Raw genomic sequence first — 18,103 nt, forward strand, 5'->3', positions numbered from 1 at the left:
GTTCACCACAGTGATATCTATCAAATAAAAGGAGAAAGTTACCGAAAAAAACAAGCTATGCAACTAAATTCAAATACCGGCCAAGTTAATTGACGCCAACCGGACAAGTTAGTTGACGTCTAATAGATTATTTATTATAAGAGGTAAACCCAATGAAATTTAAACTTTTAAAGCAATTAATAATAATGTGCTCTATGGTTGCAGGTGTATATGCGAATGCAGGATTAATAAGTAAAGATTACTCAGCAGCAGCAGATGGATTACTGACTGTCGATACTGTTGGTCAAACGGAGTGGTTAGATGTATCAATTTTTTATGGTATGAACTTAGATGCTCTCCAAGGTTCTAATCAGTGGGCGGCTGATGGGTTTCATTTGGCTACAGACGTAGAATTAATCTCGCTATTTAAAAATGTTGGTATCACACTGGGAGTAGACGGAACCGGTTCTCTAGGATTCGGGCTAGGACATTCAACGGCTAGCATAGTAGCTATGCAAGATCTCCATGAAAAATTTGGCGGAGGTCCTGGCGGATTACCCTTAATACAGGGGATACTCGCTGATACGGACAACGATGGTTTAAGCAACTTAGGCGGTTTAAATGCAATATCAAGTATTGCAGCCGTTAATCTAGGTATAGATATTTGGGGAGGAGGTTTCCTAACCAATAACGTTGACGATACTGTAGGAGCATTTTTTGTACGTAGTGTTGACGTTCGTGAGCCATCTACGGTTCCTGAGCCATCGACATTTGCTATTTTTTTATTGGCAATGACAGGTTTTGCATCACGTAAATTTAAAAAACAGTCTTAAAATAGTTTATATCATAATTAATTATCGTCGATTTTAAAAGCTGATAATCCTATATATATCATCAGCTTTTTTATTATCAATAAGCATTTATTCGTTTAATAAATGCTTTATTATAAACTATAAATTCGGACATTTTTTAGCCTAATCATTAGTTAAAAATCATTACTTATTTGACTGATAGGTTTTGATCTAGATAATGCTTTTACTTACTTTGTATGGAGTGTACGGAAATTTTCAGTCGTCTTATAAATTATCATAAGTTGTTTTATCTAATTGGAATCGAAATGCCTTTCTCTTTGCTACATATCTGCTAATCCCTCAAGAGAATTATATAACACAGCCCTAGGTCACGCGATAGAATCTATATCTGCTATGACTCTTTCGATACCTATAATGTTTTAATGGTAACAATAAAGATAGTAGAAGCCTCTCTATAACTGCTGGTATTAAAGCATGGGTAATTTTTAAAAGGGTAAGTGTTTTTTTATTCCGTTCGTGTACATGAATACCAATAACACATTATCTGATGTACTGGTTGCCGCAGTGTAATGTCTTTACCACAGGTTCATTTTGACAATATTCACTATTAACACTGTCAAAGCTAGCACACGATTTTACAGTGTTGTGAGCGCCATCAACGCTGCCTAAAACAACTTTTGTTATCTAAACAAAGGATAATAAATAATGTTATTTCTATTCAGATAGTGCTTCTAAATTGTCGTCAGTGCTGAATAATTACAATGCGTTGTTAAATTTTCACTTAAGTTCACTTATGTTCATTTTGTGGTTTATACATAACAACTAAACGATTATATAAAATATTATTAGTTAATTTGTTTGCTTATATCGATGCAGGTGGCAAAATAGCGACATCTAATTCATAAAGTATAAGTTTAATGACACAACAGCAACGACAAGCGTTAATTTTAGAGATGATTAAAAAAAGCGGTTTTGTCAGCATTGATGAACTTGTTGAACACTTTAAGGTGACACCACAAACGGTTCGCCGAGATCTTAATCAGTTAGCTAAAGTACAAAAAATTTCACGTCATCATGGTGGTGCCGGCATTGAATCAAGTACTGTCAATACTGATTATCAAACACGAAAAATTATGGATCTTCAGGCCAAGGAAAAAATTGCTGCTGAGTTAGTGCGCATGATACCCAATGGAGCATCTCTTTTTATCAATATCGGTACAACCACAGAAACCATTGCGCGTGCCTTATTGGCTCATAAAAGCCTTCAAATTGTGACGAATAACTTAAATGTTGCTTCTATACTTGGTGCCAAGGAAGATTTCTCTGTTGTTATTGCTGGTGGCGAAGTTCGCCATAGAGATGGCGGCGTCATAGGTGAAACAACGGAAGACTTCATTAAAAATTTCCGTATGGACTTTGGTATTATTGGCATCAGTGGTATTGATATCGAAGGTTCACTTTTAGACTTTGATTACCGAGAAGTTAGAGTAGCTCAAGCTATTATTGCCAATTCACGGCAAGTGATTTTAGCGGCCGATCACTCAAAATTTGGTCGTAACGCTATGGTACGCTTAGGTAATATTAATCAAGCAGATCACTTTTTTACCGATGCTCCTCCTCCTGATGAAATACAGAAAATCCTTTCAGATCATAACGTCACTTTACATTTAGTTTAATTTATAATCGTTATTTATTAGCACTAACTGTTAGCAATATATAGCTCCTTCTCCTAAGGTTTAGTTTAAAGCCTACTTGCTAAATAAATTTTTTATAATCAACAATTCTTTAATTATCAAAAAAGTATAAAGATATGTTCGTTTATGTTCGTAATTTGTTGCTTTGTTTTCACATTGGTTGTATTGTTCAGCAAATAATATCAACGTTAAGTAAAGGCAAGCGACAAAATAGTGAGGGCTAAAGTAATTTCCTCTGGTCGCAACTAAGGAACAATATGAAAGATCAAAGCGTTATTTATGATTTACTCGTTATTGGTGGGGGGATCAACGGTACAGGCATTGCTGCCGATGCAACAGGTAGAGGGTTAAATGTTTTACTTTGTGAAATGAATGATCTTGCCTCCTCAACCTCATCAAATAGCAGTAAACTTATTCATGGCGGTTTACGTTATCTCGAGTACTATGAGTTTCGCTTAGTTCGAGAAGGGCTTGCTGAACGTGAGATCTTATTAAAAAATGCGCCCCATATCATATGGCCTTTACGTTTTCGTTTACCTCATCGTAGTCATCTACGCCCTTCTTGGATGATAAGAATTGGCTTGTTTATGTATGATAACTTAGCTAAACGAGCAACACTAAAGGGCTCAAAGGGAATTAAATTTGATAAAAATAGTCCCGTTGTAGATACAATCACTAAGGGATTTGAATACTCTGATGCATGGGTTGATGATGCTCGGATGGTGGTTCTCAATGCCATTGCCGCTAGAGATAAAGGCGCGAATATTATGACGCGTACTCGTTGCTCAGATGCAAAAAGAGTTGGTGATATTTGGGAAGTAACACTCAATGATAATATCACCGGAGAAAAACAGCTTGTTAAAACTAAAGCGTTAGTAAATGCTGCCGGTCCATGGGTAACAAGTATTTTCGATGAAGCATTAAAAAAGCCATCACCTAAAAAAATTCGTTTAATTAAAGGCAGCCACATTATAGTGCCGCGTATTCATAACGAGTCGCAGGCTTATATTTTACAGAATGAAGATAAACGTATTGTCTTTGTTATTCCTTATGAAGATGACTTTTCTTTGATTGGAACAACGGATATAGAGCATGTCGGCGATCCAGCGACAGCTTGTATTTCAAAAGAAGAAACTGATTATTTAATCTCGGTAGTTAATGACCATTTTAAACACCAAATATCAAACAAAGATATCATCGCGACTTATTCAGGCGTTAGGCCCTTACTCGATGACGAATCAGATTCGCCTGCAGCGGTAACCCGTGATTATACTTTCGAAGTAGATGCACCTAAGGGAAAAGCGCCTTTGTTATCAGTATTTGGTGGAAAAATTACCACTTACCGGAAATTATCTGAAGCTGCAGTTAATGGAATTATTGATCATTTTCCCGATGCGGGTGAATGTATAACAGCAGATACTGCTTTACCAGGGGGAGACTTTGACAATCAACACAATTTACAAACCAGCTTGCAAAGCCAATATAGCTGGTTACCCTGTCAAATAATTAAGCGTTATGTTCGCTCTTACGGTACGTTAAGTCATAAAATCTTGGGTGCAATTAACTCACTAGAAGGCATGGGAGAGTATTTTGGTGCCGGTCTATATCAACGCGAGGTAGAGTACTTAATTCAACAAGAATGGGCTGTTGATCTTGAAGATATTATTTGGCGCAGAAGCAAACTTAGCCTACATTTAACCGCCAAAGAAAAATCTGGATTAGCACATTTTATTGTGACATTTAATTCCAGTAAAAAAGTTACATCTACCAGTGAATGATAACAAATAAAGTCTAGTTATATCCTCATGTTCTTTGTAAATACAGTACTCGCTTTGACGAGTTTAGTTAGTTAGCTCAGCACTGTATTATCTTTGATAAATGACTAGTAACAATATCAGAGGTGAATGGCTGAACAAGTAATTTGGCTGGGCGCTAGTTGTTGAGCTGACGCCCATCATTAACAATCAGGAAGCGCTTATTACGTCTGTGCAACAAGATATAAAAGATATGGGTACAGGAACAGAACTCGTATCAACCACTTTTGGTACCAACGACGAAACACTTGAGGGGGTATTTACAGCACAATAAATTATTTAACCATAGCGATAGGTAAAACCTTAACGCTTGATGGTAAAGGTATCGATGGCTCTTGGATTTTTAATATCGCCAACTATCTAACTTTCTCTGCAAACTCAACAGTGATATTGAAAGATGTTACCGATAACAGCACCATTATCTGGAATGTTCTTGGCGACAAAACCGGCTCAGCAGTTTACACAACCGGCGCTGAGGCTAGAGGTTATATTAATAATCATTTATTCTAGAATACCGCTAAGAAGACCAGTCTAATAAGTATGAAAATAAAGATGCAAGACAATTAATTCACTACTATAGAAACAATAAGGTTCAAGTTACTCTGGTGTTGAGGCATTGCGAATTTCAAACTTTTCTAACATTTTTTTACTTAAAATCGGGCTGTAATAGTTAACGTTATTTCTACCTGAATTTTTAGCTGCATACATGGCAATATCGGCATTTTTAAGTAACGTTTTACTGTCATTTCCGTCATGAGGAAATTTGGCGACACCAATACTTGCTGAACTTTTAACCCGTTGATCATCAATATGATACAAAGCACTAATACTTTTGTGCATTCTTTCAACTATATGCGCAAGGCCATCATCATCAGGGGAGGTAATAATGATAATGGCAAATTCGTCACCGCCTAAGCGAGCTAAAAGGTCGTGAGCTCTTAAGCATGATTGCAATCGTTTACCTATTTGAATAATCAACTGATCACCTGCGTCGTGGCCCAAGGTATCGTTAACTTCTTTAAAATGGTCGATATCTACAAAGACAATGGCAAAATAACTGTCCTTTTTAGCAACTAATTCGTTTAATTTTTGGTTTAAATAATAGCGATTAGCCAATCCTGTTAAGGCGTCGTAGTTTGCTCGTTGATGCAGCTCTATCAACTTTTGTTTTTTAAACATGATGTAACGAATTGAAATAGCAAGCGTAATAAGTGATAACACCATAAAGAGGTAGTACCAAATGGGCATGGCAACTTCGATCATCATTGTCGATTGATCTCGACTCCATACGCCATCACTGTTTGTTCCTTGGACAACAAACTGATAACTGCCCGGATCTAAATTAGTGTATTGAACAAAATTAGTATTCTCACTGTAAACCCAATCACTATCAAAACCTTTAAGCTGATATCGGTAATGGTTGTTTTTAGGTGCTGTATAATCAAGCGAAGCAAAATAAATTTGAATATTGGGGTTTTCACCATCGAGAACCAAGCTTTCAGAAAATGTTTTATCACTGACTATTACCGTGCTCTTATTGGCAACTAGGATCTCAGTTATTTGGATCGGGGGGTTAAAGTTATTTTGCGATAACTTATCTGTTTCAACACGAATTAAGCCTTTGTTGGTCCCTAATAGTAAGGTGTTATCAACGATGGCAATAGCCGCTTCAATGAAGTTAAAATTTTTGTCCAAGAGTAAAGACTTATACTGAGTTACTTGCTCAGTATAAATGTTATACATGTAGAGTTCATTGCTGGTAGTAAACCAAAGTCGACTCTCTCCTTGAGCGATAACTGATTTTAATTGACCGTTGAACAGGTCATTTTTTTTGGTCATTGTTTTAATATTAACGGTGCGTTTATCAGGCCCCGAAAAAGATAAACGAACCAGCCCACCGCCTTGTGTGCTTGCCCAAATATCTCCAGATGCTAGACGAATTATGCCACTGACCCTGACATTTGCGCCGTTAATACCAAGATTGTATTGGGTTGATGCGCCAGTGTTAAGGTCGACTTTAAATATACCGTCAGTGGTTCCCATCCACATAGCGCCATTATCGTCGATAAGCGTTTGATAGGTAAAATTTCCTTCATCGTAATATTTATTATTTTCGGTATTGAGAAATTGTTTATTGATGCCCTTTTCTTGATCAAACAATAGTAATCCAACGTTTATATAGCCTGTTATCCATATAGCCATCTCATTGTTTTTATCTTGGGTGAGCGTATAAAATTCATGACTTGGAAAGCCTTGTGAATTGCCATTAGCATTATCAAAGTGATTTAATGTATTGGCTTGATGATTGAATAAGCTAATACCTTGATCAGATGATAACCACATGAGTTTATTATTTATGAGAGAAATATTCCAAATGCTATCATGAGAAAATTGATATTGAGTCAGGCCATCTAAATTTATATGGCTAATTTCACTGGTCTCTAAGTCGAGGGTATTAAGCCCTTGTCCGGTGGCTAACCATGCTATATTTTTATCGATGACTATGTGGTTAATTAAATTACTTGAAAGACCTTTGTTGTCAGCTTTTCTAGGGTATATATAGCTTGCGCTCGTATATGGACTATAGGTGGCTATACCATTGTCGGTTGAGATCCATGCCATGCCTGAACGATCAAAAAATATGTGGGTGATCATATTAGAAGGAAGGCTTGAAAGAGAAAAGGGTTGATTTATAATATGTTGATAAGTATTCGTTTGTGGTGTAAATATTGTTATTCCTTTATAGGCATGACCAATCCACAAATCACCTTGCTCGCTCAAAGACAAAGCATAAATGCTGTTATCGGCAAGGCTATTAATATTATTTGGCGTATGCTTAAAGTTTTTAACCGCTTTCGTCTTAGGGTTGTATGAAATAAGACCGTCTGCTTCACTACCCATCCAAAGTATGCCTTGGTTATCAGTAACGGCAGTCATCGTTACTTTACCAAGAAGTGTTGTGTGCTCGGCATTATCGGTCACTACTGCTTGTAAAATCATTTGCTCTCTATTTAATAAAGCGAGACCGTTAGATGTTATCGTATATATCTGTCCCAGTTTATCTTCTACCATAGCGTAAATAGTGACAAGGTACTTATTACCATCTGAAAAGTAAGGTATAAATTGAAAGTTATCCTTTATTTTATTGTATAGGTTTAGTCCGCTACCTGTGCCAATCCATAACTCGTTTTGATGATTAACATGCAGAGATACAGCCCAGTTTGAATATAAACTATTAGGATTTTTAGCATCTTGTAAGTAAATGACAACACTACCATCAGGACGAATTTTATTTAGCCCATGTTCGCTTGTTAACCAAATATTACCGTCATTGTCTTCTACTATGTTAGTAATAAAATTGTGGCTTATGTGCCGTGGGCTACCTGGAGAGAACTTGTAATGCTCAAATGCTTTACCATCAAAGCGACTAACTCCAGCATCTGTTGCCAGCCAAATAAAGCCATTGCTTTGCTGGAATGTTTGATTGATATTAAGTGAAGGAAGGCCATCTTGAACATTGAGTAACGTAAAACGATATTGTTGAGCGAGAGCAGGCAGTGAAACAAAAAAAATATTAGCCAATAAAATCAATAGAATGATTTTATTAATTAATTGTCCTAAAAATAACTTATAAATAGCAATAATACGTCTCGTTATCTATCATCAGAAATACCGGGTTACATTTACTTAATTACTACAGTAAAAGGGGCTAAGTACGAAATTACGTTGTCCCTGATAATAACAGGATTTTTCGGTCAAGCTTGTTACTATAGTTTTTAATCTGATGACTTATTTGTAGTAATAGGCTTAACAGCTTTTTTAACAAACAACGAGTTGCAGCGCACCTTAAGTTAATTCAATGGCACTACGAATAAACACCAAGAAAACCTTAGCAAATTTTCTATATATTGCAACTATGTACTATAACTTGCTTGATCTAAACAGTAATTTTACCTTTTTAACTGCTATATAGCGTTAGATCGTTATTTAGATAAAGGTATGGTTTCGCTAGTCGTTTCATTAATTGCACGTTACCCATTAGTTAATTTGTGTATAATTTAAAAAATTAATGTAAGTCTGTTTAAAATACGAGTATCAGAACTGTGCTAAAAAAAACGTTAAATAAAATTTCTTCAATAACACTCTTTTTTATTACAATTGCTACAACCGAGGTTGAAGCGTTAGAAACTATATTTAATGCAGATATTACTGTCGACAATTCTTTTATTGATAATAATACTTTTTCTAAAAATGTAATACGCGGTCTGCTCAATGTTGGCTTTGAAACAAATCTAACTAACCTTATTGGCAAGCAAAGTTATATTTCAGTAGGGTATGCTGTACAACGTGGTGAACAAGGTTCTGATATTGCTATTGATATTCAAGGGTTTAGTAATATTGATGAACAAGACTTTAACCATGCATATGAAGTTATTTTTGCGGTAAAACTCAACAAAAAATTATTTATTAAGCTAGGACAGATGGACGCCAATAGTGATTTTGCCTTTACAGAATATGGTCTGGAATTTATTAACTCTTCTATGGGGGTGAGTCCAACAATTCAAGGTCTTCCCACCTATCCTCAGCCAAGTATAGGCATTTATAGCCAATATAAGTTGAATTCAGCGATAACAACTCGACTTGGTTATTACGAAAGTAGTGCTAAGTATAATCACTTTGATGATTTTTTCTCTATTGCCGAAGTGCAGTGGCACTACCAAGGTAATAGTTCGGTGAAATTTGGGGCTTGGAATCATTCATATCTTGAAAGTAGCGATCGAATATCAGCAAGCTCAACAGATATCTATATCGTTGCTGATCATTATTTTAATGAAAAATTTAGTGCTTTTATGCAATGGGGACAAGCAAAGAAAAAAGTCGTTGCTGTAGATCAGCATTTTAGTATTGGCGTTAATTACCAAGGACTTTTCAGTGAAGAAGATACCTTGGGCCTAGGGTTCACCCAAGCGGATGTTGTTGGAGCGGATAGTGAGCAAGTTACTGAGTTATTTTATCTATTTCCAATAAATGACAAAATAAATATCAAACCTGATCTTCAATTTATTTCATCACCTTCTGGTGACAAATCAGTAAGTGATTTACTCATCTTTACTTTACGCTTAACCGCCCAATTTTAGGGGAGATAAATAACCACAAGAAATCGTTTATTTATCGACATGCTTTTTCTCTTACCAGTTAAACATCTTCTTAATATTTCAGATTTACCCTAAGATTACTTTTGAATAATTTTAATCCTAGCGGATTTTGCTATAAACAGACTGTTGTTCTAATATTATATAGCTATTAATACCTTGATAGCGCTCAAATTTAATTATGTTTTAGCTGTCAAATCGACAGTTGACGTCTATTATAAAATAGAAGGAACTTTTGGATTTAGCTAAATATGATATCAAAAAATGTTAACACAATAGCGCCCCAACAATACGTGACTAATGATTCACTGCACCAATTATTTGATGCAGTGAATGTTGTTTCTGTGCAAGGATATGATGAAAATCGGCGGGTCATTTATTGGAATATAGGTAGTGAATTACTTTACGGTTTTACCCAGCAAGAAGCTCGCGGACAAAAATTAGAAGACTTAATTATCCCCGCCGCTATGCGTGATTCAGTTGTTGCGGCACACAATGATTGGATAAACAAAGATATAAAAATTCCTACTGCAGAGATCATCTTGTCTCATAAAAATGGCAATGATATTAATGTCCTTTCAAGTCATGTAATGTTTACTAATCAATATAATAAAAAACAAATGTACTGTATTGATGTCAATTTAGCTGATGTTAAGTATGCACAGTCGCAAGCGCTATTCAAAGACCATATGCTTAAAACCATTATTGATGCTATCCCTGATTTATTCTTCTTAATGGAAGTTGATGGGACCATTATCGATTATCGTGCAAGCGAACAAAAAAAACTTTACGTTTCACCAGCGCACTTTATTGGCCAACGTATGACTGATGTATTACCTAGTGAGGTCGTTAAAAAATTTGAAACTCATTTGGCTAAAATACAACAGCAAGAAGAGATGATAACTTTCGAATATGAGCTAAATATGCCTTATGGATTAGCATATTTTGAAGCTAGAATGAGCTATTTGGCAAAATATAACCAAATAGTAACTATTATTCGGGATATTAGCGAACAGTACAAGTCTGCTGAAATAATTCGCAACCAAGCTTATTTTGATACCTTAACTTTATTACCTAACCGGTTTTTATCACTCGACCGTTTATCACAAATGCTGATTGAAGCCGAAAGAAATAATGAGCAAATAGCCGTCCTTTTTCTTGATTTAGACGATTTCAAGAAAGTTAATGACTCATTGGGTCATGAGATGGGGGATAAAATACTGATCAAATCGGCAAAGCGCTTAAATAACGTTGTTCGAAAAGAAGATACGGTTGGCCGCTTAGGAGGGGATGAATTTATTGTACTGTTACGCGGTATTACCTGCCACCATGATGCAACAATTATTGCTGAAAATTTACTCCAAGCCTTTAGAGAACCTTTTAATATTGATAGCAGAGAATTAATACTTACCTTAAGTATTGGTGTTGTTGTATACCCTGAAAATGGCTGTTCTAGCTCTGATCTACTGCGTAATGCTGACACGGCAATGTATGAAGCAAAATCTTTAGGTCGCAATACGTATTCATTTTTTACTAAAGAAATGAATATTGTGATGTTGCGCCGTTTTGAAATTGAAGAACAAATGCATGGCGCACTAGAACGTAATGAATTTGAGCTATATTATCAGCCTCAATTAGATGTCAAAAGTGGCCATGTTATTGGTGTTGAAGCACTGTTGCGATGGCATAATTCTGTTTTAGGTAATATCGCGCCAGTTGAATTTATTCCTATTGCCGAACACACCGGTCTTATTGTGCCGATTGGGCGGTTTGTTATTAAACAAGCATTAAGCTTTTTAAATGTATGGCAAAAACAAGATCATAAAACATACACTATGGCTGTGAATATATCGCCTCGGCAATTTAGAGATGTTGAGTTACTCACTTTTATTAAAAACTGTCTTGATGAGGAAGTGATTAATGCGAGCAGTTTGGAAATTGAAATTACTGAAGGGGTGTTAATGAGTGGTCAATCTTATATTCATGACGCCTTGATTGAAGTTGAAAGACTGGGTATAAAACTATCAATGGACGATTTCGGTACTGGGTATTCATCATTAAGTTATTTAAGAGAATATGCCTTTGATGTGCTCAAAATAGATAGAAGCTTTATTCAAGGGATCACAATAAATAAGGCTGATTGTCAGTTAGTTAAAACTATTATTGTTATGGCACATAGCTTAGGTATGACTGTTGTTGCCGAAGGCGTTGAAACTCAGTCACAGCTTGCTTTACTAGCAGAGTTAAATTGTGATTTAGTGCAAGGATATTATTTTAGCCGACCAAAACCAGCCGAGCAATTACTTGATTTTTCAGCTCACTTCAAACCCAAAGCGTAACATGATTGCTAACGTTTACAACTCTGTTATTAGCAGAGTGAACACCACCGTAACAGGCATTCTTTTGTGGGGCTATTTAGCAATACCGTTAACCAGTATCAATTAAGCACTTTAATTTTACGCTACTAATCTGTAATACTTTCATTAATAGGCTAATATCTTAATGAAGTGCTCGCCACAAAGAAGCCTCAATTGATTAAAAATACCTACTGACTTGCCAAGAGGCAATTATAGCGATGACTAATCACTTGAGCGCTAGTATTATCATAAAAATTGACCTATAACTAAATATTAAAATGATTATTATCATTACGTTATAAATTGAGTTGGGGCTGTGTATATGCAAAGAATGGGTTCAATTACCAAGTATTTGGCATTTTTAAGTGGGATAATTTTTAGTTTAACGCTGATATTTTATAGCTACTCCTACATTTTAAAAAGTCAGCTTTTAGAGCAAGGAGAATATATACTTAGCGATTTAATGGATACCACAGCTTATGGATATGATGTTATTGAGTCATTAAATAACCAAAACTTTACTTATTGCTCTGATGAAAATTTATTAGCAATGCGAAAATCTCAATTTGAATCAAATGACATTAGGGACATAGGCTTCCTCGAAAATGGCGTATTGACCTGTACCACAGGAATTGGCATCTTAAAAACACCCATCAAGGGACCTAGCTATGACTTTATGCTGGACGGCCATGAATTCTGGTTTAACCATAAGTTGATCACTTTCGATAGAAAGGTACAAGGTATTGTTATTCGTAAGGACAATTATAATTTAGTCGCATCATTTCAAGGTGTTTTGTATGAACACAGAAAATTTAAAAACTATGAACTGCTAGCACTCAAAGGTGAAGAAATTATTCATCTTTTTGGTGAACCTGGAATATATCAAAAAAAATCAACAAGTAGTCAGCCTTATTTTAGCTCAGGATTACTATCGCACTCTTTTGAATTTTGTGGCCCTAAAGGATTAATCTGTGTGGCTATTGTGCAAAAAAACTTTTCAGAATTCCAACTTGCACCTGTTTTATTAATTTTAATGTTTATTTCTTTGATTTCAGGTGTGGCAACTTTACATGCTTATCAATCGATTTATAGTTACATTTATAGTACCAAAAGAAGAATAAAATTAGCCTTATCTTTTAAAAGTATTAAGCCACATTATCAGGCTATTGTTGAGTTACAAACGGGTAAGGTTATTGGCTGTGAATTACTGGCTCGATTTGAAGACCATATTGGTCCGCTTTACCCTGATCAATTTATTTCAGTGGTGGCTGAATTAGATATGTCTTGGTCGATGACGGAAGACCTTATCTTGCAAGCCATTGACGATTTTAAAGATATTAAGATTATCAATGAACCCTTTTATCTTTCCATTAATGTTTATCCTAAAGATATCAATAACGGTAATATCCTCAAAGGAGTCGAACTGTTTAAAAATATAACACCGAATCTTGAAGTTTGCTTTGAGGTAACAGAAGATGAAGAGTTACATTACAGTAAAGTGGGCAATACCTTAGAAGTACTGTCAAAAAGTCGTATTAAAATTTCTATTGATGATTTTGGCACCGGTTACTCTAATCTATCTCAATTAAAGCTGTTAGATATTGATACCTTAAAAGTTGATAAGTCATTTATTGATGAAGTTGAGACAGGCTCAATTAGATCAACCCTAATACCAAATATTGTTTCAATAGCGGATAAGTTAGGCGCGAGTATTATTGCAGAAGGTATTGAAAATAGATTACAAGTAGACGAATTACTGAAAATGGATATTAAATTTGGTCAAGGTTGGTATTACACAAAAGCTTTACCATTAGCAGAATTTAAACATTATTTGATCAATAATAGTGACTACAAATTTGATTAGTAAACCTAGGTGATTCTTGGTTTTATAACCGCTAATTTATAGTCTTATCGATTAAGCATATTGGCTGTTAATTTAACTAAAAACCCCTCAACAATTTTTGTTCAGGGGTTTTATAAGATTAATCTTTTATCAGTTGTTTAATTTTCGCCGCAGAGAAAAAATTATATAAAACAGGTAAGACAAATAAGGTTAAAAAAGTTGCGGTGACTAATCCGCCAACAATAACACTCGCGAGGGGGCGTTGTATTTCTGCACCCACGCCATTAGACATCATCATCGGGATCAACCCCAAAGCGGAAGTCATCGCGGTCATTAACACTGGACGTAGTCGCGATGTCGCACCGTCGAAAACTGCTTGTGACGTTGATAAGCCTTCTCTAATATGCTGGTTTATCCGCTCAACCATAACAACGCCATTGAGCACAGCAACACCAAACAACGTAATAAAACCAATAGAGCTCGGCACAGATAAATATTGTTCGCTAAGATAAAGCGAGAATACACCGCCAATAATCGCTAAGGGGACATTAACCAAAATTAACATCGCCTGACCCAACGAGCCAAAAGCAAAATAAAGTAACAAAGCAATTAATGCCAATGAGAGTGGCACCACCAGTAATAGTCTCTGTTGCGCACGTTGTTGATTCTCAAATTGACCACCAATAACCACAGAATAACCTGAGGGTAAGTCTACTGTGCTGGCAATTATTTCACGAATATCAGCAACAACACTGCCCATATCTCTATCTTGTACATTTGCTTGAATAACGACTCGGCGTTGAACATTATCTCTACGTACCTGTGGTGGGCCTGACTCAAAGGTGATGGTGGCGATATCTCCTAAACGGACCCAAGCACCTGTTGGCGATTGTAAACGAAGGTCTGCAATGGCTTCTGGACTGTTACGATATTTTTCTTCTAATCTGACATAAATATCATAGCGCTCATTACCGTTAATTATCTGCCCAGCACTCACCCCGCCAATGCCATCTTTAATGACATCCATAACATCGCCAACCGACAAACCAAAACGAGAAAGTTGCTGTCTTTTTGGCTCTATGACTAATTGGGCTTCTCCTGCTATTTGCTCTAAGGCGACATCACGCGCGCCTTTCACCTCTTTTATCGCCGCTGCAATTTCTTCGCCTTTACTGGCGAGTACGGATAATTCTGGACCGAATAATTTAATAGCCAGTTGCGCTTTGACCCCAGACAGTAATTCATCAACACGGGTCGCAATTGGCTGTGAAAAATTAAGCAGTAAGCCAGGAAATTGTTCAAGGTCCTCTGCCATTAACGTTTGCAATTCGATGCGACTTTTAGCACTACGCCATTGTGATACTGGCTTTAATCCTAGGTATATTTCAATGTTATTAACGGGCTCAGGATCGCCACCGATTTCAGCCCGGCCAATGCGGCTGAGTGCGTAGGTTACCTCAGGAAACGCCATTAACTTTTCTTCAAGAATAGGCGCTACTGCTAACGCTGTTTCCAAACTCGATGATGGGGCTAAAGTGACCCTTAAGTTAATGGTGCCTTCTTCAAGTTCGGGTACAAACTCTGTGCCTATTTGGGGGACCAATGATATAGCTACAACCAGTAATGATATGCAAGTAAACACCACAAGTTTAGGGCGTTTCATCGCGGCTTTAAGACTTGTTCGATAGAGCTTATCTAAAGGCGTTAATATAAAACTTTCCCTTTCTTTTACACCTTTGTTAAACATAAACGTTGCTAGTGCCGGCACTACAAAAAGTGCTACTAGGATGGCAGATATTACGGCTAAAATAATGCTAATAGCCATAGGTTGAAAAAGTTTAGCTTCAACCCCTTCAAAACTAAACAGTGGCGTAAAGACCACCAAAATAATGGCTGCGGCAAAAAATACCGGGCGAGCAACTTCTTTTCCTGCTGCTTTTAGCTGTAGTGGGATATCTTGTTGCTGGCTATTTTTATGGTTGGGATCGCTAGAGTGGTGTAAATGTTTAAAGATATTTTCAACCATCACCACCGAGCCATCAACTAACATACCTATTGCGACCGCAATCCCGCCTAATGACATTAAATTAGCTGATAACCCTAGCCAAGACATTACCATTAGCGCAATAGCGACCGAGATAGGTATCGAAATTAACACCAAAAATGTTGCGGTTAAATTCATTAAAAATAAGGCGAGTATCACCGCAATAAATATAAAAGCTAAGGCAAGTGCTTCAACAACAGTATTAACCGCTTGAGTAATTAAATCGGCTTGGTCATAGAAAGGCTCAAAGCGAACACCTTTGGGTAGGGCTTGATTAATCATGGGTATTCGAGCGTTAATTCCGTCAATGGTGGCCTTGGTATTTGCGCCAATACGCTTTAATACGATACCTGAAACGACTTCTCCCAAGCGTTCAACTTCGCCATTTTTGGTTCTGCGTGTCATGGTCGCCGCGCCTTGACGAATTTCACTCCCCAAAGTTACTTTGGCGAGATCTGCGATAGTGACTACCGTGCCAGACACGGTTTTCACTGGCACCTGCTTAATGTCTGCTAATCCCGCTTCACCACTATTAAACCAACCTGTGCCTCGTATAACTAATTGCTCTTGTCCTCTGTTCATATACCAACCACCCACATTGGCATTGTTGTTTTCAAGTGCGGTAACTATGTCATCTTGGCTTAACTGATAAGAAAGTAATTTACTGGGTTCAATGTTGACTTGATATTGGCGAACACTACCGCCAAAAGATAAAACATCAGTTACACCATCTACTGGCATAACCAATAATTTCACTAGCCAATCATTTAAACTTCTTAAGGTCATTGAGTTATAACCCGCCTCTTTGTCAGCAATGAGTAAGTACTGAAAGACCTGACCTAAGCCTGAGGTATTAGGTCCCATTGCAGGTGAACCAACGCCTTGAGGGATTAGTGCTTTTGCCGCTTGTAGCCGCTCAAAAACTAATTGACGAGCAAAATATATATCGGTGCCTTCTTTGAAAACCACAGTAACGCCAGATAACCCCGTTTTTGATATTGACCGTACTTGTTCAACATCAGGCAAGGCATACATCACCGCTTCAATCGGGTAGGTGATGAGTTGCTCTACTTCTTCAGCGGCTAAGCCAGGTGCTTCGGTATTTATCGCAACTTGAACATTAGTGACATCAGGAAATGCATCTAGATTTAAATTTGGAATGGCAATAATAGCGGCGGCCATAGTGGTGATGAGTGCAATAACCACCAGTAGCCGATTATCTATCGACCAATCAATCATTTTATTTAACATCGTGTTATTCCTCATTAGTGGCCGTGTGGATCAAATCCACTTTTCGCTATTTCTGAAGCCACAAAAAAGGCACCTTTGGTAACCACTCTTGTGTTGGCGGCAATTCCGATGATTTGACGGTAATTGCCTAAAGGCTGACCTAATTCAACTTCAACAGCCTCAAATTCACCCGGATGGTCTTCAACAAAGACAGTCCAATCGCCATCAGCCCCACGCATTAAGGCTGTTTCGGGCACTGCGATTACGGCAGTTTGCGTGTCAAATTGAAAGTTAACATCTACAAACATCCCTGAGTGTAATGAATCATCTTTATTTTCAACAGACAGCCTAACAATTCTAGTACGGGTTGTTGGGTCGATTGTATGGGCTTCTTGAATAACCAAGGCATGATAAGTTTGGCCAGCAAACTCTATTTCAGCCCTTGTCCCCGCGGGTAAGTTTAGTTTTTTGTTGGGTGAAACACGCGCCTCTACCCATAAGCTTTCTTCGTTAGCCAAAATCATAATTTGTTCACCGGGTGTGACTCGCTGTCCTTGTGAAAAATCATCACTTAATACCGCTCCTGCGCGCTGCGCTACTAAGGTATATTCACCTAAGTTTGATGAATTGTTTTTAACAATATCTTCAATAGCGTTTTTTGTTAGCCCAAATGCGGTCAAACGGCTAAAAGCGGCGATGTAATCTGTCTCACTTTTTAGTAAAAGACTCTCGCTTAACGTACCCTTAGTTAATTTTTTTGCCCGTTGCCATTCACTATACGTTACCCGATAATTAGCTTGTGCTGCAGCAACAGATTCACTAAATAACGTGACTAATGGTTGGTCTTTTTCAACATGTTCACCTAAGGTCGCATGACGACTTATGACCACTGACTCTGTGCGTGGTGAGACGATATAACTAGTGTAACCATTCGCTTTTATTTCTCCTGGGGCATAAACACGTCGTGCAAAAATCTTGGGTGTTAGCATCGATACTTTAATATTTGCTAGTGTTAATTGTGCCGTGGTAAAGCTAACCCCTGCTTTGTGCGTGTTTTCGGTGATTTCGACAGCAAGAGCAGGAATAGCTAAGGTGGTTAAACCATAAAATAAAACACTCAGTAGGTTTAGTGGCTTTGGCTTTTTATTGGTGTTGATCATTGTTATCTCTTAATTTA

The 18,103-nt window shown here is 37.1% G+C and carries 10 protein-coding genes; 7 read left to right on the forward strand and 3 right to left on the reverse strand.

Annotated features, from left to right (window positions below):
• Positions 1-152: 152 nt before the first annotated feature.
• The 4 genes from H4J56_RS15955 to H4J56_RS19790 all read left to right on the forward strand — a co-directional run bounded on the left by H4J56_RS15955 (position 153) and on the right by H4J56_RS19790 (position 4,809).
• Positions 153-812, forward strand: a complete 660-nt coding sequence (locus H4J56_RS15955) for a PEP-CTERM sorting domain-containing protein (RefSeq protein WP_182259593.1) — start codon at positions 153-155, stop codon at positions 810-812.
• Positions 813-1,708: 896 nt separating this feature from the next.
• Complete coding sequence (locus H4J56_RS15960; RefSeq protein WP_182259594.1) at positions 1,709-2,467, forward strand: DeoR/GlpR family transcriptional regulator; 759 nt, start codon at positions 1,709-1,711, stop codon at positions 2,465-2,467.
• A gap of 275 nt (positions 2,468-2,742) precedes the next feature.
• The gene (gene glpD, locus H4J56_RS15965) at positions 2,743-4,263 is read left to right on the forward strand and encodes a glycerol-3-phosphate dehydrogenase (RefSeq protein WP_182259595.1); all 1,521 of its coding nucleotides are present in this window, start codon (positions 2,743-2,745) and stop codon (positions 4,261-4,263) included.
• Between the two features lie 327 nt (positions 4,264-4,590).
• Entirely contained in the window at positions 4,591-4,809 is a 219-nt protein-coding gene (locus tag H4J56_RS19790) for an ice-binding family protein (protein ID WP_310733847.1), read from the forward strand.
• Between the two features lie 87 nt (positions 4,810-4,896).
• Here H4J56_RS19790 and H4J56_RS15975 read toward each other — a convergent pair whose 3' ends face one another.
• Positions 4,897-7,881 carry a diguanylate cyclase domain-containing protein gene (locus H4J56_RS15975; RefSeq protein ID WP_182259596.1) on the reverse strand — a complete coding sequence of 995 codons (2,985 nt, stop codon included), beginning with the start codon at positions 7,879-7,881 and terminating at the stop codon, positions 4,897-4,899.
• Positions 7,882-8,402: 521 nt separating this feature from the next.
• On the opposite strand from H4J56_RS15975, the gene H4J56_RS15980 reads away from it, so the two are divergent.
• The 3 genes from H4J56_RS15980 to H4J56_RS15990 all read left to right on the forward strand — a co-directional run bounded on the left by H4J56_RS15980 (position 8,403) and on the right by H4J56_RS15990 (position 13,673).
• On the forward strand, positions 8,403-9,437 hold the full coding sequence (locus H4J56_RS15980; protein WP_182259597.1) for a carbohydrate porin: 1,035 nt from the start codon (positions 8,403-8,405) through the stop codon (positions 9,435-9,437).
• A gap of 266 nt (positions 9,438-9,703) precedes the next feature.
• Entirely contained in the window at positions 9,704-11,791 is a 2,088-nt protein-coding gene (locus H4J56_RS15985) for an EAL domain-containing protein (RefSeq protein WP_182244204.1), read from the forward strand.
• 481 nt (positions 11,792-12,272) lie between these two features.
• A complete protein-coding gene (locus H4J56_RS15990) occupies positions 12,273-13,673 on the forward strand; it encodes an EAL domain-containing protein (RefSeq protein WP_182230274.1) in 1,401 nt (466 codons plus the stop codon).
• A gap of 118 nt (positions 13,674-13,791) precedes the next feature.
• On the opposite strand, the gene H4J56_RS15995 is transcribed toward H4J56_RS15990, so the two are convergent.
• Positions 13,792-16,947 carry an efflux RND transporter permease subunit gene (locus H4J56_RS15995; protein WP_182259598.1) on the reverse strand — a complete coding sequence of 1,052 codons (3,156 nt, stop codon included), beginning with the start codon at positions 16,945-16,947 and terminating at the stop codon, positions 13,792-13,794.
• Positions 16,948-16,961: 14 nt separating this feature from the next.
• Positions 16,962-18,086 (reverse strand): efflux RND transporter periplasmic adaptor subunit, encoded by a 1,125-nt coding sequence (locus H4J56_RS16000; protein WP_182259599.1) that lies wholly within the window; start codon positions 18,084-18,086, stop codon positions 16,962-16,964.
• Positions 18,087-18,103: the final 17 nt, after the last annotated feature.

The organism is Colwellia sp. BRX8-4, assembly GCF_014077345.1.
Classification (GTDB): domain Bacteria; phylum Pseudomonadota; class Gammaproteobacteria; order Enterobacterales; family Alteromonadaceae; genus Colwellia_A.